Source organism: Ruegeria sp. YTSC199, assembly GCF_059609725.1.
This window is the reverse complement of record NZ_JBXWMF010000011.1, coordinates 38,186-59,181: the sequence shown is the minus strand read 5'-3', so window position 1 is coordinate 59,181 and position 20,996 is coordinate 38,186. Positions and strand designations below refer to the sequence as shown.

General features: G+C 60.5%; 22 protein-coding genes. 10 read left to right on the top strand and 12 right to left on the bottom strand.

Annotated features, from left to right (window positions below):
- Positions 1–85: 85 nt before the first annotated feature.
- From AC2FEE_RS12325 to AC2FEE_RS12300, 6 genes are all read right to left on the bottom strand, one after another.
- Positions 86–553, bottom strand: a complete 468-nt coding sequence (locus AC2FEE_RS12325; RefSeq protein ID WP_496865583.1) for an Hsp20 family protein — start codon at positions 551–553, stop codon at positions 86–88.
- A 122-nt stretch (positions 554–675) separates the two neighbouring features.
- The gene (locus tag AC2FEE_RS12320; protein WP_496865581.1) at positions 676–1,491 is read right to left on the bottom strand and encodes a trypsin-like serine peptidase; all 816 of its coding nucleotides are present in this window, start codon (positions 1,489–1,491) and stop codon (positions 676–678) included.
- Positions 1,488–2,279 (bottom strand): trypsin-like serine peptidase, encoded by a 792-nt coding sequence (locus AC2FEE_RS12315; RefSeq protein WP_496865579.1) that lies wholly within the window; start codon positions 2,277–2,279, stop codon positions 1,488–1,490. Before AC2FEE_RS12315 ends, AC2FEE_RS12320 begins: the two co-directional genes overlap by 4 nt.
- A 118-nt stretch (positions 2,280–2,397) precedes the next feature.
- Complete coding sequence (gene glcF, locus AC2FEE_RS12310; protein WP_496865577.1) at positions 2,398–3,714, bottom strand: glycolate oxidase subunit GlcF; 1,317 nt, start codon at positions 3,712–3,714, stop codon at positions 2,398–2,400.
- Positions 3,715–3,718: 4 nt separating this feature from the next.
- The gene (locus AC2FEE_RS12305) at positions 3,719–4,819 is read right to left on the bottom strand and encodes an FAD-binding protein (RefSeq protein WP_496865575.1); all 1,101 of its coding nucleotides are present in this window, start codon (positions 4,817–4,819) and stop codon (positions 3,719–3,721) included.
- Positions 4,809–6,293, bottom strand: a complete 1,485-nt coding sequence (locus AC2FEE_RS12300; RefSeq protein WP_496865574.1) for an FAD-linked oxidase C-terminal domain-containing protein — start codon at positions 6,291–6,293, stop codon at positions 4,809–4,811. Before AC2FEE_RS12300 ends, AC2FEE_RS12305 begins: the two co-directional genes overlap by 11 nt.
- An 81-nt stretch (positions 6,294–6,374) precedes the next feature.
- Here AC2FEE_RS12300 and AC2FEE_RS12295 point away from each other — a divergent pair, with 81 nt between their 5' ends.
- Positions 6,375–7,085 (top strand): DUF599 domain-containing protein, encoded by a 711-nt coding sequence (locus tag AC2FEE_RS12295; RefSeq protein ID WP_496865572.1) that lies wholly within the window; start codon positions 6,375–6,377, stop codon positions 7,083–7,085.
- Between the two features lie 35 nt (positions 7,086–7,120).
- The gene (locus tag AC2FEE_RS12290) at positions 7,121–7,468 is read left to right on the top strand and encodes a hypothetical protein (RefSeq protein ID WP_496865709.1); all 348 of its coding nucleotides are present in this window, start codon (positions 7,121–7,123) and stop codon (positions 7,466–7,468) included.
- Between the two features lie 3 nt (positions 7,469–7,471).
- Here the strand turns inward: AC2FEE_RS12290 and AC2FEE_RS12285 are convergent, their stop codons facing one another.
- The 4 genes from AC2FEE_RS12285 to AC2FEE_RS12270 form a co-directional block, all read right to left on the bottom strand.
- On the bottom strand, positions 7,472–7,957 hold the full coding sequence (locus AC2FEE_RS12285) for a flavodoxin family protein (RefSeq protein WP_496865570.1): 486 nt from the start codon (positions 7,955–7,957) through the stop codon (positions 7,472–7,474).
- Position 7,958: 1 nt separating this feature from the next.
- Complete coding sequence (gene rlmH, locus AC2FEE_RS12280; protein WP_496865568.1) at positions 7,959–8,429, bottom strand: 23S rRNA (pseudouridine(1915)-N(3))-methyltransferase RlmH; 471 nt, start codon at positions 8,427–8,429, stop codon at positions 7,959–7,961.
- Between the two features lie 44 nt (positions 8,430–8,473).
- Positions 8,474–8,833: a ribosome silencing factor gene (gene rsfS, locus AC2FEE_RS12275; RefSeq protein WP_496865567.1), complete on the bottom strand. Its 360-nt coding sequence runs from the start codon at positions 8,831–8,833 to the stop codon at positions 8,474–8,476.
- A 164-nt stretch (positions 8,834–8,997) separates the two neighbouring features.
- Entirely contained in the window at positions 8,998–10,350 is a 1,353-nt protein-coding gene (locus tag AC2FEE_RS12270) for a mechanosensitive ion channel family protein (RefSeq protein ID WP_496865565.1), read from the bottom strand.
- 240 nt (positions 10,351–10,590) lie between these two features.
- On the opposite strand from AC2FEE_RS12270, the gene leuC reads away from it, so the two are divergent.
- From leuC to AC2FEE_RS12240, 6 genes are all read left to right on the top strand, one after another.
- On the top strand, positions 10,591–11,994 hold the full coding sequence (gene leuC / locus AC2FEE_RS12265; RefSeq protein ID WP_496865563.1) for a 3-isopropylmalate dehydratase large subunit: 1,404 nt from the start codon (positions 10,591–10,593) through the stop codon (positions 11,992–11,994).
- Between the two features lie 37 nt (positions 11,995–12,031).
- Complete coding sequence (locus AC2FEE_RS12260) at positions 12,032–12,577, top strand: HdeD family acid-resistance protein (protein ID WP_496865561.1); 546 nt, start codon at positions 12,032–12,034, stop codon at positions 12,575–12,577.
- Positions 12,578–12,619: 42 nt separating this feature from the next.
- On the top strand, positions 12,620–13,225 hold the full coding sequence (gene leuD, locus AC2FEE_RS12255) for a 3-isopropylmalate dehydratase small subunit (RefSeq protein WP_496865560.1): 606 nt from the start codon (positions 12,620–12,622) through the stop codon (positions 13,223–13,225).
- Between the two features lie 135 nt (positions 13,226–13,360).
- Positions 13,361–13,540, top strand: a complete 180-nt coding sequence (locus tag AC2FEE_RS12250; RefSeq protein ID WP_496865558.1) for a hypothetical protein — start codon at positions 13,361–13,363, stop codon at positions 13,538–13,540.
- 44 nt (positions 13,541–13,584) lie between these two features.
- Positions 13,585–14,415, top strand: a complete 831-nt coding sequence (locus tag AC2FEE_RS12245) for a hypothetical protein (protein ID WP_496865557.1) — start codon at positions 13,585–13,587, stop codon at positions 14,413–14,415.
- Positions 14,412–15,440 carry an endonuclease/exonuclease/phosphatase family protein gene (locus tag AC2FEE_RS12240; RefSeq protein ID WP_496865555.1) on the top strand — a complete coding sequence of 343 codons (1,029 nt, stop codon included), beginning with the start codon at positions 14,412–14,414 and terminating at the stop codon, positions 15,438–15,440. Before AC2FEE_RS12245 ends, AC2FEE_RS12240 begins: the two co-directional genes overlap by 4 nt.
- 6 nt (positions 15,441–15,446) lie before the next feature.
- Here AC2FEE_RS12240 and AC2FEE_RS12235 read toward each other — a convergent pair whose 3' ends face one another.
- The gene (locus AC2FEE_RS12235) at positions 15,447–16,337 is read right to left on the bottom strand and encodes a Rossmann-fold NAD(P)-binding domain-containing protein (RefSeq protein WP_496865554.1); all 891 of its coding nucleotides are present in this window, start codon (positions 16,335–16,337) and stop codon (positions 15,447–15,449) included.
- 83 nt (positions 16,338–16,420) lie between these two features.
- On the opposite strand from AC2FEE_RS12235, the gene AC2FEE_RS12230 reads away from it, so the two are divergent.
- Both AC2FEE_RS12230 and leuB read left to right on the top strand, forming a co-directional pair.
- Positions 16,421–17,314, top strand: coding sequence for a LysR family transcriptional regulator (locus AC2FEE_RS12230; protein ID WP_496865552.1), 894 nt, complete (start codon positions 16,421–16,423; stop codon positions 17,312–17,314).
- A gap of 121 nt (positions 17,315–17,435) precedes the next feature.
- The gene (leuB, locus tag AC2FEE_RS12225) at positions 17,436–18,539 is read left to right on the top strand and encodes a 3-isopropylmalate dehydrogenase (protein WP_496865550.1); all 1,104 of its coding nucleotides are present in this window, start codon (positions 17,436–17,438) and stop codon (positions 18,537–18,539) included.
- A 63-nt stretch (positions 18,540–18,602) separates the two neighbouring features.
- Here leuB and AC2FEE_RS12220 read toward each other — a convergent pair whose 3' ends face one another.
- Entirely contained in the window at positions 18,603–20,792 is a 2,190-nt protein-coding gene (locus tag AC2FEE_RS12220; protein WP_496865548.1) for a transglycosylase domain-containing protein, read from the bottom strand.
- Between the last annotated feature and the right edge of the window lie 204 nt (positions 20,793–20,996).

Below are 20,996 nucleotides of genomic sequence, written 5' to 3'. Positions count from 1 at the left end.
AACAACGCCCCGCGCCTGGAGGTGCGCGGGGCGTGCAGTCTGCGACAGTCCAGAGAGGCTGACTGTCGCCTGTTGGTCAACGGCCTTAGTTTACGGCTTTGGCGTCAACCACGTCCTTTTCGATGGCCTTGGCCGAAGAAATCTCGATCCGGCGCGGTTTCAGAGCCTCGGGCACTTCGCGCTTCAGGTCGATGTTCAGCATGCCATTTTCGTGGCTCGCACCAGTGACACGCACGTGGTCGGCCAGCGCAAAGCGGCGCTCGAACGCGCGGGTGGCGATGCCACGGTGCAGGTAGCTGCGCTCTTTGTCCTCGGCGGCTTTCTTGCCGGCGACGATCAGCGCGTTTTCTTTCACTTCGACCGACAGGTCCTCTTCCGAAAAACCGGCGACAGCGACCGAGATGCGATAGGCGTCGGCATCGGTTTTTTCGATGTTGTAAGGCGGATAGCTGGGCTGAGCCACGTCATTAGTCAGGACGCGGTCCATCATGTCGGCGATCTGGTCGAAACCAATGGTGGCGCGGTGCAGCGGTGCAAAATCAAACGTACGCATGTGTCATATCCTCATGTCTGAGCGATCTGTGTTTTGCCCTCCGTTCGGACGGGCGGTTCAGTATGCCGGGCCCCGTTTGTGGCAACCCGGTACAGTTCACATGGGGAGCATTTTGACCGAGTTCAAGACCCGCCGGAGGAGATGAATTTCGCGCCCGAACTGGACTTGCCCGATCCCACCTGCAACCGACGGATCGTGGCTTTGGGTTTTGGCGCATCCCGGCGCATGTCGGCCTTGAGTTCCGAAACGATTCCAGCCAGTTCCATCCCGAAACCTACCTTCTGGCGCCCGTCGGTTCCAACCGCGGAAACGACCGAGAGAATCTGCCAGCGCGGACCTTTTCGCGCCAGCAGCGCCGAGCCGGATGACCCGAAGGTAATGTCACAGTTGAACGTGATCAGCCCCTGCTGCCGCTGAAGAATTTGGCAGGACCGTTCCCGCGTGATCGCCTCGGACCGGCCGCGCCCGTATGAGGCAATACTGACTTCTTTTCCCGCCACGCCGCCGTTGTAGAGCACAAAGGGATCGGCCACGGAATAGGGAATGGGCTCTTCCAAGCGCATCAGGGCAACATCTGCCCGCACGGCCGCAGCGGAAAGCTCGGGGTGGTTGAGGTAATCCGGATGCGCCACGATCTGAACAACCTTGCGGTCGGCCAGCGATTTGCCATAGCTCAGCCCTGCCCGAAAGGTCACCTCCCCCGGGGCATAGGTCTTGCCCGTATCCTCGTCGATCGCGCAATGGGCGGCGGTCAGGACCAGATCCTGCGCGATCAGGGTGCCCGTACAGAAACCGTGCTTGCCGATGTCCAGGCGACCGATGGCTTCCCAGCCAAACAGGTCCTCGCGGTCGGTCAGTTCGCGCTTGCTGCTTTGTGCAAGAGACGTGGTCGACAGGACCGACAGGCACAAAAGGGCGCTCAGCAAGTATCGTGTCATGGCTTGATGAATCTCGCGCCTATGTTCCTGTTACGCGCGCCTTTGGGTGTGGCGGCAAGAAATCCGCGACCGGCCGACAATTCGGCCTGCAACAGCGGCAATGATCCCTCGACTGCGGTGCCGACCGAGACCCGCTGACCGTTTAACTCTGCCTTGGCGGCCACCACCGACACGATGCGCGGGCGGTCGCCTTCGAAGGAAAAGACCGGCGCGCCGGATGAGCCGAACTCGACATCGCAGGACATCACCAGCACATCGGACCGGCGGGTCATGACCGAACAGACCTCTTGCAGGGACGGGGCCTCGGCCCGGTCCCTCGCATAAGACACTACCCCTACCTCGGCGCCCCGGCGCGGCCGGTCGCCAGTTTCAAATGGAATCACGGTGGTATTGCGTATGGGTTGCCATAGCTCGATCAGGGCGATGTCACTACCCAGCCGCGCCGTCGGAGTTTCTCTGCTGTAGCGGTAGTCCGGATGAATCACCGCCTGCCGGGCCGCACGGTAAGCCGAGGCCCGGCCCAGGCGCCACGCGGCCAGAAACTCGACCTCGGACAGATCGACCCGCCGACCCGTCGCTTTGTCAAACAGGCAATGGGCGGCGGTCAGAACCAAAGTCGGTGAGATCAGCGTTCCGGTGCAGAAGCCCGCACCGTTGATATCCAGACGGCCCACAGCCATCCACGCCCGCCCGGCATCGGTGGTGTCCAGGCTTTTCAGCCCGCTGTCCTGCGCCATGGCGGCCATCGGTGTCAATGCCAGCGCGATTGCCCTGATCCAGTTTCGCAAGCGGGTCTCCGGCGTTGCTGTTGGCTTACCTTCCTACGGCCCGGGTGGGGCGAAAATAGGGCGGTAGCGCCGGGCGCGGTTTCCTGTGGAACCTGATGCACCGCTGCATCATCCGCGCTTACCTGAGGATCGGAACCTCTGGCACGGTGCCCGCTTGCAGGGCTTGCGGCTTGGGGCCTCCGGTCGCCCAGTCCAACAGCTCAACCGTGTGCAGAACCGGAACATCCGTGCCCGATCCGATCTGCATCATGCAGCCGATATTCCCCGCAGCGATCACATCGGGGTTTTTCGCCTCGAGCGTTCTGACCTTGCGCTGCTTCAACTGGCCCGAGATTTCAGGCTGCATCAGGTTGTACGTTCCCGCGCTGCCGCAGCACAGATGGCTGTCAGCAGGCTCTAATACTGAAAAACCCGCCCTTTTCAGCAAATCCTTGGGATGGGTTTTGATCTTTTGCCCATGCTGCAGGGAACAGGCCGCGTGATAGGCGACAACCATGTCCTTGTGCGCGCCTTCGGGCATATCCAGCTGCATCAGCAGCTCGCTGATGTCCATCGCAATTCCCGACACCCGGGCCGCATCCTCGGCCAGAGGATCATTGCGGAACATATACCCATAATCCTTGACGGTGGTGCCGCAGCCCGAGGTATTGATGACGATCGCGTCCAGACCCGCGCCGTCCATCTCGACAGTCCAGGTTCTAATATTGGCTTTTGCCGCTTTGTGGCTGTCCTGCACCTTCCCCATGTGATGGGTCAGCGCACCACAGCAACCTGCGCCCTCGGCCACCACGACTTCGCATCCCAGCCGCGTGAGCACGCGGATCGTTGCATCGTTGATGTCGGTGTTCAACGCCTTCTGCGCACATCCCGTCATCAGAGCCACGCGCTTGCTGCGAGGCCCCTTGGGCGCGAAGCTCTGCGGGTCGTCATTGCGACTGACCGGCGGGATACGTTTAGGCGCCATGTCCAGCATTGCCCGCAGCCGGGCATCCGGCATCAGAAAGCGGAACGGGCGGCCAAGTTTGGCCCCGATCAACGCCCAGCGGAATCGCATCGGATAGGGCAGGATCTGCGCCAGCACCCAACGCAACGCGCGATCCGTGAAAGGGCGCTTGTAGTTTGCCTCAATGTATTCCCGGGCGTGATCGACCAGGTGCATGTAATTCACACCCGAGGGGCAGGTCGTCATGCAGGCCAGACAGGACAGGCAACGGTCGATATGCTTGACGGTTTTTTCATCCGGCACACGCTCGTTTTCCAGCATGTCCTTGATCAGGTAGATACGCCCGCGCGGACTGTCCAACTCATCGCCCAGCACCTGATAGGTGGGGCAGGTGGCGGTGCAGAACCCGCAATGCACGCAACTGCGCAGGATTTCGTTCGAACGCTGGATTGCAGGGTCCTGCAGCTGCTTTTCCGTGAATGTCGTCTGCATCCGCCTACCCCATCAGACCCGGATTAAATATACTGCGCGGATCAAAACGCTGTCGCAATCCCTGTGTTAGAGCCTGAATTCCAGCAGACTCGGGTTGAAACCGCCCCAAGGCATTGGCTGTCTCGGTATCCGCTCGTACCAGCGTTGCATAACCGCTGAACACACCCAACCGGGCGCGCAGATCAGTGCTATGGGGGACCCGCGCCCAAATCAGACCTCCGCCCCAGTCGAACAATGTCTGGTCCGCCTCAAGTCGGGTTGCGATTTCAGGCGCATCGGTTGGCTTGACCGAAATCCGCCAGACATCACCCTTTTGCCCATGAAACGGCGTGACATCACGCAGACCCTGCCAAAGCTCGGCGGCGTCCGGTATCTCGGTGATCTCACCAAACTCCGACAGCTTGGATTTTAACTGTTCTGTCCGGTAAGTCACCGAGTCCGTGAACCCCTCAACCCGCAACAGTGCCCTTCCGTCCTGTGGATCATACGCAGCACCGCTGACCTCGAACGGGGATTTCAGCGCGGCAGACAGGACAAGAATCGCACCCCTGGCATCGGCAACGTGAACGGCAAGGGTCGCAACGGCCTCGGGCTTGGGCAGAACCTTCAGCGATACTTCTGTCAGAACCCCAAGCGTGCCCCACGACCCGGCCATCAGCTTGACCAGATCGTAGCCGGTCACGTTTTTCATCACCCGACCGCCATTCTTGATCACCTGCCCCATGCCATCGACATAGCGAATGCCCAACAGGAAATCGCGGCACGCCCCGGCCTGAATACGGCGCGGGCCCGAGATATTGGCCGCCACAACGCCGCCAATGGTCGGTGTCCCGCTGGCGTCTAGCAAACTCCGATGGTCCATCGGTTCAAAGGCCAGTTGCTGCCCTTCAGCTTCTAATGCGGTCTCAATCTCGGCCACGGGCGTACCCGCTTGCGCCACCAAGGTCAGTGCACCGGGCTCGTAAAGGGTAATTCCGCTCAATCCCGAGGTCCCTAACATGGCCTCCGGCCCGTCCACCCCACGCGTGCCGCCGCCGGCAATCCGCACCGGTTCCGTCAGCCCGGCCACCATCTCGGCCAGTTCGGCCTCTGTCTCAGGTTTCATCGCAAGTCTTCTTTGTTAGAGCCTGTTTTTCCGCGGCAACCCGCACATCCCGACGGGATTCGGACGCGTTCAAGGGAAATACTTTGGCCGGGTTCAGCAGCCATTTGGGATCGAACACGTCCTTGACCGCCATCTGTGCCTCAAGGTCCTCGGACGCGTATTGGTGGGTCATCAGGTCCCGCTTTTCGATACCCACGCCGTGTTCACCGGTCAGACAGCCGCCCACATCGACACAGAGTTTCAGGATATCGGCGCCGAACGCCTCACACTTTTCCAGATCACCAGGTTTGTTTGCATCGAACAGGATCAATGGATGCATGTTGCCGTCCCCCGCGTGGAACACGTTGCCCACGGGCAGGCCGTATTCCTCGCTCAGTTCTCCGATCCGGCGCAGGACTTCGGGCAGCGAAGACACGGGGATCGTGCCGTCCAGACACATATAGTCGTTCATCTGACCCATCGCACCAAAGGCCGATTTCCGCCCCAGCCAGATTTTGGCGCTTTCCTCGGCCGACTGGCTTTCGCGCAGTTCCACCGGGTTGTGGCGCTTGGCAATCTCGATGATTTTCGACAGTTGATGGTCGATCTCGGCCTCGGAGCCTTCGACCTCGACAATCAACAGCGCGTGGCAATCCGGATATCCCGCATGGGCGAAGTTCTCGCAGGCCCTGATGCAGAGCGTGTCCATGAACTCGATCGCCACCGGCAGGACACCCGACTTGATGATGTCGGACACGCATTGGCCCGCAACCTCATTGTCATCGAACCCCATCAGAACGGGCCGCGCCCCTTCGGGCTTGCGCAGGATGCGCACCGTTGCTTCGGTCACCACGCCCAACTGCCCTTCGGACCCGCAGATGACGCCTAGCAGATCCAGACCACCCGCATCCAGATGCGCGCCGCCGATCTCGACCACGCTGCCATCCATCATGACCATTTTGACGCCCAGCAGGTTATTTGTGGTCACCCCGTATTTCAGGCAATGCGCCCCGCCGGAATTCATCGCGATGTTCCCCGCAATCGCGCATGCCAGCTGCGAGGACGGGTCGGGTGCGTAGAAAAAGTCCTCCTCCTCGACCGCGCCGGTCACGCTCAGGTTGGTACGACCGGTCTGAACCCGAATAATGCGGTTGTCATAATCGGTCTCCAGCACCTCATTCATCCGGGCAATGCCCAGAATGACGCAATCGGCCGTTGGCAGCGCTCCACCGGCCAGCGACGTGCCCGAGCCGCGCGGCACCACTGGTACGCCCTCTTCATGGCAGATACGCAGTACGTCCGAGACCTGTTGCGTGGTCGACGGCAGGACAGCCAGCATCGGGGGGCAGCGATAAGCTGTAAGTGCGTCACATTCGTAGGCCCGAGTCTCAGCCGGGTCATGGATCACGGCGTCCGCGGGCAATGCCTGCAACAGGCGCGACAGAACAGCCTGCTTGTGCGCCAGGACTTCGGGGTTTGGCAGGGGCATTTCCATCGCTGATCCTCCGTTTGGTAAAATAATATTACCAATTTATCCATCTGGCAAGTTCCTATCTCTGACCCTACTGTCACCGACATGACATGGATCGACCGCGCCCTTTTGTTCTCATCACTGGATTATGCTGCCGTGCTGCTGTTGCTGGGCGCGTGGCAGTGGATCGGCTGGCGGATCGAGCATACCGCACCAGACAAACAATCGGTCACGATGATTATGGATGACTTCCGGCGCGTCTGGATGCACGAGATGGTCACGCGGCAGCCCCGAATGTTTGATGCACAGATCGTGGCGGCAATGCGGCAGGGCAGCACTTTCTTTGCGTCTACCACCATGATTGCCATCGGCGGCGGGCTGGCCCTGCTGGGAAACACCGAGCGGTTGGCCGGCGTGGCCAGCGATCTGGCCATCGGCAGCGCCCCGGCGCTGGTGTGGGAGATCAAGATTCTGGTGGTGATTTTGTTTCTGGCCAACGCTTTCCTGAAATATGTCTGGGCGCATCGGCTGTTTGGCTATTGCGCGGTGCTTATGGCCGCCGTCCCGAACGATCCGGAAGACTCGCACGCCTATCCACGCGCGGCGCAAGCGGCGGAAATCTGCGTCACCGCTGCGCGCAGCTTCAATCGCGGCCTGCGCGCCACCTATTTTGCGCTGGCCTCGCTGGCGTGGATATTAGGCCCGATTACCCTGATCCTCGGGACCGTCATCACTCTGGGCGTTCTGTATCGACGCGAATTCGCATCCCATTCCCGGTCAGTTTTGCTGACCCTACCACCTAACACGGAGTCGTGATGACGCAGCTGCACGTCACCCCGTATGGTCGCCTTATGCGATACCTGATTCTCAGCGCCGTTCTGGCCGTACCCGCTTTCGCCGACCCTGCAGTGATCGAGAATGTTTCGGCCAGTCAGAGTGGCGATACCTGGCGATTCGACGTGACAATCCTGCACCCGGACACCGGTTGGGACCATTACGCCGACGGATGGCGGGTGCTCGACATGGATGGCAAAGAGCTGGGGATGCGCGTCCTGCACCATCCGCATGAGAATGAGCAGCCTTTTACCCGCTCTTTGAGTGGTGTGGTGATCCCCGAAGGGGTTAAGCAAGTGCAGGTTCAGGCGCGCTGCAATGTCGATGGCTGGAACGACGGCACCACGGTTGTTGATTTGAATTGAGGATCAGAAAACGCCAAGGCTCAGCCCTGCGGCCAACGCAGCGCCTATTTCGCGACATTGATCAAGCTGATCATCGGGGATGGTCTTTTCGGCCAGAATCGCCTCGGGCGATTGGGCGTGGGTGCAGATGATCAGCGGTGGCTGCACTTCTTTCAAACGCCAACCAGTGGCAATCCGCGCCGTCTGGCGGGCCGCGTTTTCACCATCAGACCCGGCGCAGATCATCTGGGCATAAGGGCGCCCTTCGATCCTGCCCAGCACCGGATAGTAGCTGCGGTCGAAAAACTCCTTCATCAGACCCGAAATCGCCGCCAAATTCTCGGGTGCGCAAAAGATGTAGCCATCTGCTTGCAGCAAGTCATCAGGCCCGGCCTGGTCGGCGGATCTCAGGATGGTCTCGGCTTCGTCGCGCGCGGCTTCAGCCGCCGCTTCGGCCATTTGCCGGGCGCCGCCGGTACGCGAATGGTAAACGATCAGAAGCTGCGCCATGTCAGACCCGGTGATAGGGGCCGCCCGACAGGATGGTTGCGGCCCGATAGAGTTGCTCGGCCAACATCACACGGACCAGCATATGAGGCCAGACCATCGATCCGAACGAGATGGAGGAATCGACCTCGGCCCGCAGATTAGGGTCTATCCCGTCGGCTCCACCGATGATCAGCGCCAGATCCTGGCGCCCGGCATCGCGCCAACCACCCAGTTTCCTGGCGAAATCCGGCGATGACATCACCCGGCCCCGTTCGTCCAGCGTACAGATCACCGCGCCCTTGGGCAGTGCCTTGCGCAGCAGCGCGGCCTCGGCACCCATTCCGGCATTTTTCTTGTCTTCGACCTCGATCACACGTGCAGGACCAAGGCCTAAGTTGCGGCCGGTCCGGTCAAATCGGGTCAGGTAATCGTCAAGCAGGGTCTTCTCCGGTCCGGCACGCAATCGCCCGACCGCACAAATGCTTATACGCATATTTCTCTCGCCTCCGACCTCTCAATAAAGGCCGGGATGGCGCCTCAGTTGGCCGAGGCGCTGCTGCTCTGAGGCAGCCACATCTTTTCCAGCTGGTAGAATTCACGCACTTCGGGGCGGAAGATATGGACGATCACGTCGCCCGTATCGATCAGCACCCAGTCGCCGGCATCCTTGCCTTCGACCTTCGAGGTGAAACCGAATTCCTGCTTGATGCGATCCGTCAGCTTTTCCGCCATGGCAGCAACCTGACGGGTCGACCGACCCGAAGCAATCACCATGTGATCCGCAACCGAGGATTTGCCCTGCAGGTTGATCTGCACGACGTCTTCGGCCTTGTCATCGGAAAGTGAGGAAAGGATACGTTCAAGCAGCTTGTCGCTGATTGACTGAGAGTGGGCCATTACACCGGCCCCGTCATCGGCGGGCAAACCCGCCTGGGTATGTAGAGACAGGACATAGTCCTCCTTTGCTGCGCGCCGCCAAACCCCGGCGCAGGGGTACTAATAAGGTAACAAGAGGAATGCAACATTTCAATGAATGGCCGCCGGGCCGGGCGCACGGCGGGTCACTCTTTGGCGACCTGTTGCGCGTCTGCGCTGTCTGACAACAGCCGAACCTCACGCTGCGGGAAGGGGATTGAGATGCTTTCAACCTTAAAGGCGTCCCACAGCGCCAGGTAGACATTGCCACGGATATTGGTCAGCCCCTTGGTCGGATCACTGATCCAGAACCGCAGTACGTAGTCCACGCTGCTGTCACCGAATCCGGTGATGTGGCAGACCGGTTCATGACCCCTGCCGCTCAGCACTCGGGTCACGGTTTTCACCGCCTTTATGGCCGTTGCCCGCACAAGATGCGGGTCGTCGTCGTAGCTGGTGCCAAACTCCAGATCCAGCCGCACGAATTTGTCCGAATGCGACCAGTTCACCACCTGATTGGTGATCAGATCCTCGTTCGGGATCAGGTATTCGCGCCCGTCCCGCGTCACCACCGAGACGTAGCGCGCGCCCAGCGCGTTGATCCACCCGAACGTGTCTCCCAGCGAGATCACGTCGCCCGGCTTGATCGACCGGTCCATCAGGATAATGATCCCCGAGATCAGGTTCGACACCACCTTTTGCAGACCGAACCCGATCCCCACACCGATTGCACCGGACAGCAGCGCGATTCCGGTCAGGTCGAACCCAAGCGTGCGGATGGCAGCCAGAAAGACCGCCCCATACAGCAGCACCTGGATTCCCTTGGCCAACAAAACCTGCATGGATGGGGTGATATCGTCATTTCTCATCAACCCCCGTTCGGCGGCGCGGGTGCCGACCCGGGCCAGCGTCAGCAGGACGCCGATCAGCAGCGCCGCCTTGAGAATCCCCAACGCCGAGATGTGCAAATCACCAATGGAAATCGCCACCCCGTCCAGAAATTCGGCCACGTCATCGGTCAGATTCAGGGCAACCAGCGTTGCATAGACCCACATCGCCCATTTGAAGATGCGCCGCAGGGTCCGGTTGCGCACCAAACGCGCCACCAAAGCAATCGCCAGCCACGCCAGGGCCAAAGTTGCCACAACCCCTATGATATAACTGCGCGAGGGCCATGTGATCTGCTGCATCAACAGATACAGGGCCCATGACAGCAGCACGAAATAGACCAGCGTCAGGCGCTGCATCAGCTGCACCAGAATCCGCAGCCGCCATTTCGGCCAACCTTCGCGGGCACGGGCCCAGGCCTCCCATCGGCCTTGCGTCGCCAGTTTCAGGACATAGGCCAGCGCCCACAGGCCCAGAATGATGACCAGTTGGTGCTGGCGCCAGCCCGGCGTGACGATCAGCTCGACAAGGTTTTCGAATTGCACGGAAAAGCCCGCGACCATGTTTTCATAGAGGTCCGACAGCGAGCTGGGGATCAGGTCTTGGTTCATGACCTCAGATTGGACAGCGTTTCCGCGCGATGCAAGCCTGTCCGGGGATTGAACCTTGATTGACGGCCAGACGCGATATATCTGGTGCGCATGAGACTCACCCTGACCCCAGCACCAACGTTGCAAGACCGCACGCGCCTGCGTGAACGGTTCTTTGGGGCCGCCCGCACGGTTTTGGCGCGCCTATAAGGGCGTCCAGCCACTCGCCAGCTATTTCTCATTTAATACGGGAGAGGACCAATGTCCCCCAAAACACTCTATGACAAGATCTGGGATGCCCATATCGCGCACGAAGCCGATGATGGCACCTGCCTGCTGTATATCGACCGCCATCTGGTCCACGAGGTGACCAGCCCGCAAGCCTTTGAAGGATTGCGCATGGCCGGTCGCCCGGTGCGCGCGCCGGAAAAGACCATCGCCGTACCGGACCACAACGTACCGACCACGCCGGACCGTGCGAACGGGATCGAAAACCCCGAATCGCGCATTCAGGTCGAAGCGCTGGACAAGAACGCCAAGGATTTCGGCATTCACTATTATCCGGTGCATGACGTCCGTCAGGGCATCGTCCACATCGTTGGCCCGGAACAAGGCTGGACTCTGCCCGGCATGACCGTTGTGTGCGGCGACAGCCACACCGCCACCCACGGCGCCTTTGGTGCGCTGGCCCACGGTATCGGTACATCCGAGGTCGAGCACGTTCTGGCCACGCAGACACTGATCCAGAAGAAATCCAAAAACATGAAGGTGGAAATCACCGGCAAATTGCAGCCGGGCGTTACCGCCAAGGACATCACTCTGGCCGTAATTGGTGAAACCGGTACAGCCGGCGGCACCGGCTATGTCATCGAATATTGCGGCGAAGCGATCCGCGATCTGTCGATGGAAGGCCGCATGACCGTCTGCAACATGGCCATCGAAGGCGGCGCCCGCGCTGGCCTGATCGCGCCCGATGAGACCACCTTTGAATATGTCAAAGGCCGCCCCCACGCACCGAAAGGTGCCCAGTGGGAAGCGGCGATGGACTGGTGGAAGACGCTGTTCACCGACGAAGACGCGCATTTCGACAAGGTCATCACCCTTCGCGGCGAAGACATTGCGCCGGTCGTGACCTGGGGCACCAGCCCAGAGGACGTGTTGCCGATCACTGCAACCGTTCCGAACCCGGAAGATTTCGAAGGCGGCAAGGTCGATGCGGCCCGCCGGTCTATCGAATACATGGGTCTGGAATCCGGTCAAAAGTTGAGCGATGTGGAAATCGACACCGTCTTTATCGGCTCGTGCACCAATGGCCGTATCGAAGACCTGCGCGCAGCGGCCCAGATTTTGAAGGGTAAAAAGATCAAGGACGGTCTGCGTGCCATGGTCGTGCCCGGTTCGGGTCTGGTTCGCGCACAAGCCGAGGAAGAAGGTCTGGCCGACATCTTCAAAGAAGCAGGGTTCGAATGGCGTCTGGCTGGATGTTCGATGTGTCTGGCGATGAACCCCGACCAGCTGCAACCGGGCGAGCGCTGTGCTGCGACTTCGAACCGCAACTTCGAAGGCCGTCAGGGCCGCGGTGGACGGACCCACTTGCTGAGCCCGGCAATGGCTGCCGCAGCGGCAATCACAGGACGGCTGACAGACGTCCGTGAATTGATGTAAGGTCCCCTCATATCTAGATATTTGAGGGATTGAAAACATGAGTGACTGGGTCAAATGGCTCTTGCTGGGGCTTCTGTCCATCGCGTTCGGTATCTTTGTACTGGGCGCGCCTGTTGTGGCGTCTGTGGCCGTGACGGTAGTAACCGGTGTGTTGCTGCTGATCTCGGGGGCGCTGCAGTTTGTCGGCGGCTTCACGGTTGAAGGCACCGGCAACAAGATTCTGTCACTCATCATGGGTGCGGTGATGCTGTTTCTGGGCTGGTCCTTTCTGGATCACCCGCTGCAGGGAACCCTGACCCTTGCGACGGTGGTGCTGATCCTGTTCATGGCAGGCGGCATTGCGCGGGTCTTTCTGTCGTTCCAGATGAAAGGAACGCAGTTTTTCTGGCCCACGATGATTTCGGGCATCTTGTCGATCATCCTCGCAGGGATCATCTGGACGTATGTAGGAAGCGAACCCCAAGTGCTGCTGAGCATTCTGGGGATCTTCCTGGGCATCGAGATGCTGTTCAACGGGTTCGGATTGGTCTTCATGGCGTTCTTCGTCAAGAACGCACCCGATGGCGAAACGAAAGAAGCTTAAACGCGGGGCACGGGCGCGGCCCTCTCCCGCAGGAGTGTGAACATGGAAAAGTTTGAAAAAGTCCACGGGGTGGCCGCCCCAATGCCGTTGATCAATATCGACACCGATATGATCATCCCCAAAGTGCACCTGAAGACCATCAAACGGTCCGGCCTTGGCGTCGTACTGTTTGACGAGATGCGCTATCATGATGACGGGCAGGAGAATGAAGAGTTCATCCTGAACAAACCCGCCTACCGTCAGACCGAGATTCTGGTCGCAGGCGACAATTTCGGCTGCGGCTCGTCACGCGAACACGCGCCATGGGCGATCAAGGATTTCGGTATCAAGGTCGTGATCTCGACCAGCTTTGCCGACATCTTCTTCAACAACTGCTTCAAGAACGGCGTCCTGCCCATCGTGGTCGGGGAAGAGCATCACGCGGTTCTGATGGACGATGCGCATAAGGGTGAAAACGCCCGCATGACAGTGCATCTGGAAGATCAGCAGATCACCACTTCGGATGGTGTCGTGATCGCGTTCGATATCGACCCGCACCGCAAGCACTGCCTGCTGAACGGCCTGGACGATATCGGCCTGACCATGGAAAAAGACCACCACATCGACAAGTTCGAGGATCACGCCAACCAGGCGCGCCCTTGGGTGTGATTCTGTAAACGAATCTGGGAATGCACAACTTTATGGGGTCGCCAAGGCGGCCCCGTTCGCATTCTTGGGGTTGAAAACCACCAGACCACAACATCTAGGTATCACATTGATACACACGTCGGATTTGCGTCCAAAATGATGCAATCCCGCACCAGTTGCGCCATCATTTTGCCCGAAATCACGTGTTTTCTGCGCCTTGGCTTGAGCGAAATGTCGCTTATCGCCAATGTGGCGGGGACAGGCACCCACCAGTTAAACATTGGTGACTTAAGACATCCGCCACAACTTAAAGTGGCGGGCACAAGTTGGAAGTGAAGTCGGCGAAGAATCGACTAATCCAGTTTGAAAGGGTTCGGATAGTGATTGCGCGCACAACAGGGGCGGCGATTCGGGGAATATTGGTCGCACTGATGGTGCTGACCCCCGCGTTGTACCTGCCCGTATCGTCAACGAATGGGACCGAGATTGTCGTCTTTCTCGCCATTCTCGCATTCTTTCTGACTTTTGCCGAATACAACTCGGCCTTTCCCAGCTTTATCGAATTCCGCGACGCGCCGCCGGTGAACCGACTGCGGTTTGTTGGGCTGATGTCGATGATCATGTTCCTGACGCTGATCTGCAAGAACGCCTATGCGCCCAGCAACCTGACCACAGTTTTCTATTCACTTGGACTGGGCGTCGCCAATGTGGTCGACTTTCCCTATTCTCCGGTCCGGCTGGTGGTTCTGATGCTGCCCGCAGACGCCAATGCGCCGCTGATCGAGCTGGTGCGCATCGCGGCCAGTGTGGCCTATGTCGCCGCGCTGGTGACCATCGGCAGCTTTGCCTACGCGGTGAAGATGCGCGGCTGGCCGACAGGCAACGGCGCGTTCAACGTCTGGACCAACCTGCCGCTGTTCGACCCGACCAAGGGTGGGGACGTCGTCACACGCCTGCAACGGGACGGACGACTGAACATCTCGATCGGGGTGCTGCTGCCCTTCCTGATCCCGGCACTCATCAAAATGCTGACCGACTACGCCAGCCCAATCTCGCTGAGCAACCCACAAACCCTGATCTGGACCATGAGCGCCTGGGCCTTTCTGCCCGCCAGCATGATCATGCGCGGTATGGCTACCTTGCGTATCGCCAATCTGATCGTCGAAAAGCGCCGCGCCTATTCCACCGCCGAGTCTACGCAGACCGCATGATCCGCATCCTCCTGCTGCTGCTGTTGCCGGTGATGGCGCAGGCACAGACGGTACGAATCGCCTCTTACAACACGGAACTCAGCCGCGACGGGCCTGGCCTGCTGTTGCGGGCCATAAGGCGCGGTGATCCGCAGGTGCAGGCGGTGGTTGAGGTGCTGGTGGGCGCGCAGCCGGATATCATCACGCTTCAGGGAATCGATTGGGACCTGAACGCAGAGGCTCTGATCGCGCTGGCCGAAAACTTGCGCGCCGCAGGGCTGGACTACCCCTATCACTTTGCCGAGCGGCCCAACGCCGGGCTCGAAACCCTACTGGACCTGAACGGAGATGGCCGCACCCATGGGCCCGCAGACGCGCAGGGCTGGGGCCGGTTCACCGGTCAGGGCGGGCTTGCGGTGCTGTCGCGATATCCGATTCACTCCGACAGAGCACAGGTGTTCACCGATCTGCTATGGCGCGACTTGCCCGGCGCGCAGATGCCGGTCACGGGCGACGGCCCTTTCCCGTCGGAAGAGGCGCAGAACATCCAGCGCCTGTCCGCCGTGGCCCATTGGATCGTGCCGGTGGACACGCCTATCGGCGCACTGGACCTGTTGACCTTTCACGCTGCCCCGCCGGTGTTTGACGGCCCCGAAGACCGCAACGGGCTGCGCAACCGCGATGAAATCCGCCTTTGGTCCGCGGTACTGGACGGTCAGTTGGGGCGCAGGCCCGAAGGCTCATTTGTGATCGCCGGGGACGCTAATCTGGACCCCGAACAAGGAGAAGGCCGCAGGGAAACGATTCAGGCGCTGCTAGCGGACCCCCGCCTGCAAGACCCGCGCCCCACTGACGTGTCTGGAGAATTGACAACCGTAGAATGGAAAGCGGTGGGAAAGATGCGGGTGGATTACGTGCTGCCCTCAATCGACCTGAAGGTGACAGGCGCGGGCGTGTTCTGGCCTGCCTCGAGTTCGCCTTTGCGCGCTGCCGCTGATCAGGCCAGCAGGCACCGATTGGTCTGGGTCGATGTAAACGCGCCCTAGTGGTGGTCAGGCGTGGGCCAGAACCGCATCCGATCGCAACGCACCGGGAATCGTCTGTTTGAGCGCGTCGTCCAGATCCGTGCGCTGAAAATCCCCGACCAATTCTCTGAAAAACGAGCCCTCAAGACTGTGCGGAATATCCCACAGGTACCGCATCTCAAGCAGATGGGGCGCCAACCGCCAGAAGGGACGGGCTAGCTGAATCGGTAGCCAGTTCATCCGGTGCACAGACACGTGCCGACCCGTGACCTGCGACAGCGCCTGCGCCATTTCAGAACCGGTCATCGTATACCCTTCGTAAGGCACATCGCAAAAACGGGGCAGTCTGCCTCCCATCTCGGCAAGGACAACCGCCGCACGCGCCAGGTCGGGCAAAAATGCCCAGGCATGGGCGATGTCGGGATTTCCGGGATAGATGAAACGCCCCCGCGCCAGGGATTTGGTCATCACCCGGTCAAACCAGTTCCCTGACGCACATGTATCAAGATAGTCGCCTGCCCGCAGGACGATCGTGCGCACAGACGAGGCGCGGTAAGCCTCCTCCATCCCGATCCGAATTCGGCCCAGGGGGTTTTGGGCCAGATGTGGCGTAGCTGCGGACCACGGCCCCGGCAGGTCGGCCCCGAAGACATAGACATTGCCTGGGAGGATGACCGTTGCCCCTGTGTCCCGCGCGACCGAAATAACCCGCCGGTTCAGTTCCGGCACCTGCGCCTGCCAATCCGGATAGGGCGGGTTCCAGGCGTTGACGATTACATCCGCGCCCCGCGCAGCCTGCGCCAACCTGTCGGTGGTGCGGTCAAAGGTGCGAACGGTCCAACCTGCGTTTCGAAACGCAGCCTTGGCGTTTCGTCCAAAACGGCCGGTTGCACCGAGGATAAGAGCGGTTTGGGTCATGAGTAGCTCCTTTCAAATCGAAACTACCAATTCAATTCAATCGAGCAATTGCCGGGGAATGCAGAACGTGTATTCATATTTGAATGGACAAATCACTCACCCATGCCGACTGGTCCCTGATTCAGAGCTTTCTTGCCGTGGCCGAAACCGGCTCACTGTCCGCAGCAGCACGGCAACTTGACCGCAGCCAGCCAACGCTGGGCCGCCAGATTCACGCGCTTGAGGACGAGCTGGGCGTGTCGCTGTTCGACCGTCACGCGCGCGGCCTCAGGCTAAGCGAAGTGGGCGCGCAACTGCTACCGATGGCGCAGCAGATGCATTCCGCCATGACGTCGTTCAGCCTTGCGGCGGCGGGGCAGTCGCAACAGTTGGAAGGGTCGGTGCGCATCACGGCCTCGGTCTTTGCGTCGCATCATCTGCTGCCCCCAATTCTGGCACAGATCCGGGAACGGGAACCGGCCATTCAGTTGGAACTGGTCGCCACGGACGCCATCGAAAACCTGCTGTATCGCGAGGCCGACATCGCAGTGCGCATGTACCGCCCCGAGCAGATGGACATCATTTCGCGCTATCTGGGCGATGTGCACCTGTGTCTCTGTGCCGCCCGGTCCTATCTGGACCGTTCCGGGTGGCCGCAACGCCCCGAGGACCTGTTCGACCACGATCTGGTCGGCTTTGACGCCAATGAATATATCATCACCCGGATGCAGGATCGTGGCTGGCCGGTCAGCAAGGACAGCTTTGCCACAAGATGCGATCTTCAAAGTGCTTATTGGCAGCTGGTCCGGGCGGGGTGCGGCATCGGCTTTTCACAGGTTCAGGTGGCTGAGGCCGACCCGGATGTCGAAATACTGAACCTGGATATCGAGATTGCGTCGCTTCCGGTCTGGCTGGCCGCGCCGCAAGCGATGCGCCAGACGCCCCGAATCCGGCGCATCTGGGACTTGCTGGCCGAGGGGTTGAAGGCCGGACTTTGACCAGATGGCGGTGGTTTCGGCCCGGAAACCGGATTTCCGGCACACAAAGACCGGTTCGTCTCATTGACCCGATGCGGCGCAGGCGCTAGGGCCATTGCGACGAAACGCAAGGAGATCCTTCATGTCCAACCCCTCGCTCCTCATCCTGCCCGGAGACGGAATTGGCCCCGAAGTCATGGCCGAAGTGCGCCGCGTAATCGACTGGTTCGGTGCGAACCGCGGCCTGGAATTTGACGTGAGCGAGGATCTGGTCGGCGGTGCCGCCTATGACGCCCATGGCAAGCCTCTGTCGGATGAAACCATGGCCAAGGCGCAAGAGGTGGACGCGGTTCTGCTGGGGGCCGTGGGCGGCCCGAAATACGACGATCTGGATTTCAGCGTAAAGCCCGAGCGCGGCCTGTTGCGCCTGCGCAAGGAAATGGACCTTTATTCGAACCTGCGCCCGGCTCAGTGCTTTGACGCGCTGGCCGATTTCTCGTCGCTGAAGAAAGACATCGTCGCGGGCCTCGACATCATGATCGTGCGCGAATTGACCTCGGGCGTCTATTTCGGCGAGCCGCGCGGCATCTTCGAAGAAGGCAACGAGCGTGTGGGTATCAACACCCAGCGTTACACTGAATCCGAGATCGAACGCGCCGCGCGCTCGGCCTTTGAACTGGCAATGCGCCGGAATAAGAAACTGTGCTCGATGGAAAAGGCCAACGTTATGGAGGCCGGTATCCTGTGGCGCGAGGTCGTGGATCGTGTCGCGCAGGACTACCCCGAGGTCGAAGTGACCCACATGTATGCCGATAATGGCGCGATGCAGTTGGTGCGCGCACCCAAGCAGTTCGACGTCATCGTCACCGACAACCTGTTCGGCGACATCCTGTCAGATTGTGCTGCGATGCTGACAGGTTCGCTGGGCATGCTGCCATCCGCATCCTTGGGCGCACCGATGGCCAATGGCCGCCCCAAAGCGATGTATGAACCGGTCCACGGCTCGGCCCCGGATATCACCGGTCAGGGCAAGGCCAACCCGATTGCCTGCATCCTCAGCTTTGCCATGGCGCTGCGTTACAGCTTTGATCAGGGCGCCGAGGCCGACCGTCTGGAAGCCGCGATCGAGAAGGTTCTGGCCGATGGCGTCCGCACTGGCGACCTGCTGGCCGATGAAGGGGTTCAGCCGGTCTCGACCACCGAAATGGGCGACGCGATTCTGGCAGCTCTGGACGAGAGCCTCTGATCGGGTTTCAGGCTTCAACAGAAAAGGCGGCGCACAATGCGCCGCCTTTTTTCGTTTTTCACCTCAGTTGCCGAAGATATTGTTCAGCAGGTTGTTGATGGCCCTGTCCAGACCGGTCTGTTGTTTGCGGCGCTGTTGCCGGGGCTGTGCCGTCCGCACCGGCGGATCGGGGGCCACCATCGGCAGCGGCGTGGGGGTCATCCCCTCGGTCACGCGCAGCATGGTTTCCTTCCATATCTCAGCAGGCAATCCACCGCCGGTCACACCGGACAGAGGTGTATTGTCGTCATAGCCCATCCAGACACCCGCCACGTAGTCTGCGGTGAACCCTATGAACCAAGCGTCCCGAGCAGCCTGGGTGGTGCCGGTCTTGCCCGCCACCTGCCATCCGGGCAGCTTGGCGCGCCCGCCAGTGCCTTCGGACACCACGCGCTCCATCATCCATGTCAGCTGCTTGGCGGCCTTATCGTTGATCACCCGCTCACCAATGCCCGTGCTGGTTTGGATCAAGGGCGTGTTATCCCCCAGCAGTTTCAGTTCGGACAGACCGAAAGGTTCCACAGCCGAGCCGCCGTTCAGGATTCCGGCATAGGCCCCGGTCATCTCGATCAGCGTGCTTTCCGATGCGCCCAGCGCCAGCGCCGGACCTTCGGCCAGGTTGCTTTCGATGCCGAACTCGCTGGCCACGGTGCGCACGTTGTCCAACCCGACAAATTCGGCCACTTTCACGGCCGGGATGTTCAGCGAGTTCTTCAGCGCATCCGCCAGCGTCACCCGGCCATAGAACTTGTGGGTATAGTTCTTGGGGCACCACTGGCCCGATCCGGGGATGTTGACGCAATAGGGTTCATCCACGACCGTATCCAGCGGTGAATGACCAAGCTCCAGCGCGGTGGCATAAACGAAGGGCTTGAAGGAAGACCCGGTCTGTCGCAACGCCTGCGTGGCGCGGTTGAAGGCGCCGGATACCCGCGTCTTGCGCCCGCCGACCATGGCCCGCACGGCGCCATCCGCCGACATCACCACAATCGCGGCCTGCGCCTTGGAGCCTTCGCGCACCTTTTCCTGGAAGATGTATTTCAGCGCCTCTTCCGCCGATTTCTGCAGCCGCTGGTCCAGTGTGGTTCGGATCACCACATCATCTGTGGTGTCGGTGCCAAAATAGCTGGGCAACTCGGTTATCACCCAATCGGCAAAATAGCCGCCCGCCCGCGCCGCCGCGGCCTCGGACAGTTGCGCCGGGTTGCTGCGGGCGCTGCTGGCCTGCGCGGTGGTCAGATAACCCTGCGTCTCCATCAGCCCGATTACCAGCTTTGCCCGGTCCTGCGACCGTTGCAGGTTGTTTGTGGGCGCATAGCGCGTCGGCGCCACCAGCAGACCGGCCAGCATCGCCGCCTGGGCCGGGTTCACTTCGGCGGCGGAAATACCAAAGTAGCGCTGGCTCGCGGCCTCGAATCCGCGGGCGCCGGCCCCAAGAAAGGCGCGGTTCAGGTAGATGGTCAGGATCTCATCCTTGGAGTATTTCACCTCCATCGCCATCGCATAGACCGCTTCCTTGGCCTTGCGCCACAGCGACCCCTGACGGCAATCCGCCTCATAAGCAGCCTCGGAGTCCCACTCGCTGGGGACATACGGCACACCCAGGCACAACAGCTTGGCGGTTTGTTGCGTAATGGTCGAACCGCCATGGCCCGACAGCGGCCCGCGGCCTTCGCTCAGGTTGATCCGAACGGCACTGGCGACACCCCGAGGACTGACACCGAAATGGCGATAGAATCGCTTATCCTCAGTAGCGACCACGGCGTTCTTCAGATGGGGCGAGACGGTGTCGGCGGTGATTACCCCGCCAAACTGATCCCCGCGCCAGGCAAAGACCTTGCCATCGCGGTCCAGCAACGTCACCGAGCCCCGCGCCCGTCCATCCAGCAAGGCATCGAGGTCGGGCAGCGAGGTATAGACAACCCCCACAGCCAGCGCCAGCAGCAGGGCGACCACCGCCCCCACGCGCCACGTAACCCCCCAGATCAACCGCCAAATCCAGCGGAACAGCCGACGGAAAAACCCGCCGCCTCCGCCGCCACCGGACTTCCTGCGTGTCTTCTTTCGCGTGGTCTTGCGGGTCGTCGTCTTGCGCGCGGTCGCCTTCTTTCCAGCGGGCTTTGCAGCCCGCTTGGTCGCCGTGGGTTTGCGCCCTTTCGACGGGTATCTCTTGTCCGCGACAAGCGGAGCCTTTCGGCGCCTGGACTCAGTCATGCTCAAACTCTGCCCGGTTATCATTTTGACGCACCATACCCTGACATACCGGTGAAGTAGAGGTCTGAATTTCCGGAAGTCGGCCTCCCCAAACTGACTAATTTTTAATCATCAAGCCAAGTTTGTGCAAAAATTGTGCACCTAGCCACTATTTCCCCCAGCGTTTCATCACTCAAACCGTTCCTTACAACGCTCAGGCGCGCT

Excerpts from the sequence above, each read along its gene's own strand:
- AC2FEE_RS12325 (WP_496865583.1), bottom strand. The coding sequence starts at position 553 with ATGCGTACGTTTGATTTTGCACCGCTGCACCGCGCCACCATTGGTTTC.
- AC2FEE_RS12320 (WP_496865581.1), bottom strand. The coding sequence starts at position 1,491 with ATGACACGATACTTGCTGAGCGCCCTTTTGTGCCTGTCGGTCCTGTCG.
- glcF (WP_496865577.1), bottom strand. The coding sequence starts at position 3,714 with ATGCAGACGACATTCACGGAAAAGCAGCTGCAGGACCCTGCAATCCAG.
- AC2FEE_RS12305 (WP_496865575.1), bottom strand. The coding sequence starts at position 4,819 with ATGAAACCTGAGACAGAGGCCGAACTGGCCGAGATGGTGGCCGGGCTG.
- AC2FEE_RS12300 (WP_496865574.1), bottom strand. The coding sequence starts at position 6,293 with ATGGAAATGCCCCTGCCAAACCCCGAAGTCCTGGCGCACAAGCAGGCT.
- AC2FEE_RS12295 (WP_496865572.1), top strand. The coding sequence starts at position 6,375 with ATGACATGGATCGACCGCGCCCTTTTGTTCTCATCACTGGATTATGCT.
- AC2FEE_RS12290 (WP_496865709.1), top strand. The coding sequence starts at position 7,121 with ATGCGATACCTGATTCTCAGCGCCGTTCTGGCCGTACCCGCTTTCGCC.
- AC2FEE_RS12285 (WP_496865570.1), bottom strand. The coding sequence starts at position 7,957 with ATGGCGCAGCTTCTGATCGTTTACCATTCGCGTACCGGCGGCGCCCGG.
- rlmH (WP_496865568.1), bottom strand. The coding sequence starts at position 8,429 with ATGCGTATAAGCATTTGTGCGGTCGGGCGATTGCGTGCCGGACCGGAG.
- rsfS (WP_496865567.1), bottom strand. The coding sequence starts at position 8,833 with ATGGCCCACTCTCAGTCAATCAGCGACAAGCTGCTTGAACGTATCCTT.
- AC2FEE_RS12270 (WP_496865565.1), bottom strand. The coding sequence starts at position 10,350 with ATGAACCAAGACCTGATCCCCAGCTCGCTGTCGGACCTCTATGAAAAC.
- leuC (WP_496865563.1), top strand. The coding sequence starts at position 10,591 with ATGTCCCCCAAAACACTCTATGACAAGATCTGGGATGCCCATATCGCG.
- AC2FEE_RS12260 (WP_496865561.1), top strand. The coding sequence starts at position 12,032 with ATGAGTGACTGGGTCAAATGGCTCTTGCTGGGGCTTCTGTCCATCGCG.
- leuD (WP_496865560.1), top strand. The coding sequence starts at position 12,620 with ATGGAAAAGTTTGAAAAAGTCCACGGGGTGGCCGCCCCAATGCCGTTG.
- AC2FEE_RS12250 (WP_496865558.1), top strand. The coding sequence starts at position 13,361 with ATGATGCAATCCCGCACCAGTTGCGCCATCATTTTGCCCGAAATCACG.
- AC2FEE_RS12240 (WP_496865555.1), top strand. The coding sequence starts at position 14,412 with ATGATCCGCATCCTCCTGCTGCTGCTGTTGCCGGTGATGGCGCAGGCA.
- AC2FEE_RS12235 (WP_496865554.1), bottom strand. The coding sequence starts at position 16,337 with ATGACCCAAACCGCTCTTATCCTCGGTGCAACCGGCCGTTTTGGACGA.
- AC2FEE_RS12230 (WP_496865552.1), top strand. The coding sequence starts at position 16,421 with ATGGACAAATCACTCACCCATGCCGACTGGTCCCTGATTCAGAGCTTT.
- leuB (WP_496865550.1), top strand. The coding sequence starts at position 17,436 with ATGTCCAACCCCTCGCTCCTCATCCTGCCCGGAGACGGAATTGGCCCC.
- AC2FEE_RS12220 (WP_496865548.1), bottom strand. The coding sequence starts at position 20,792 with ATGACTGAGTCCAGGCGCCGAAAGGCTCCGCTTGTCGCGGACAAGAGA.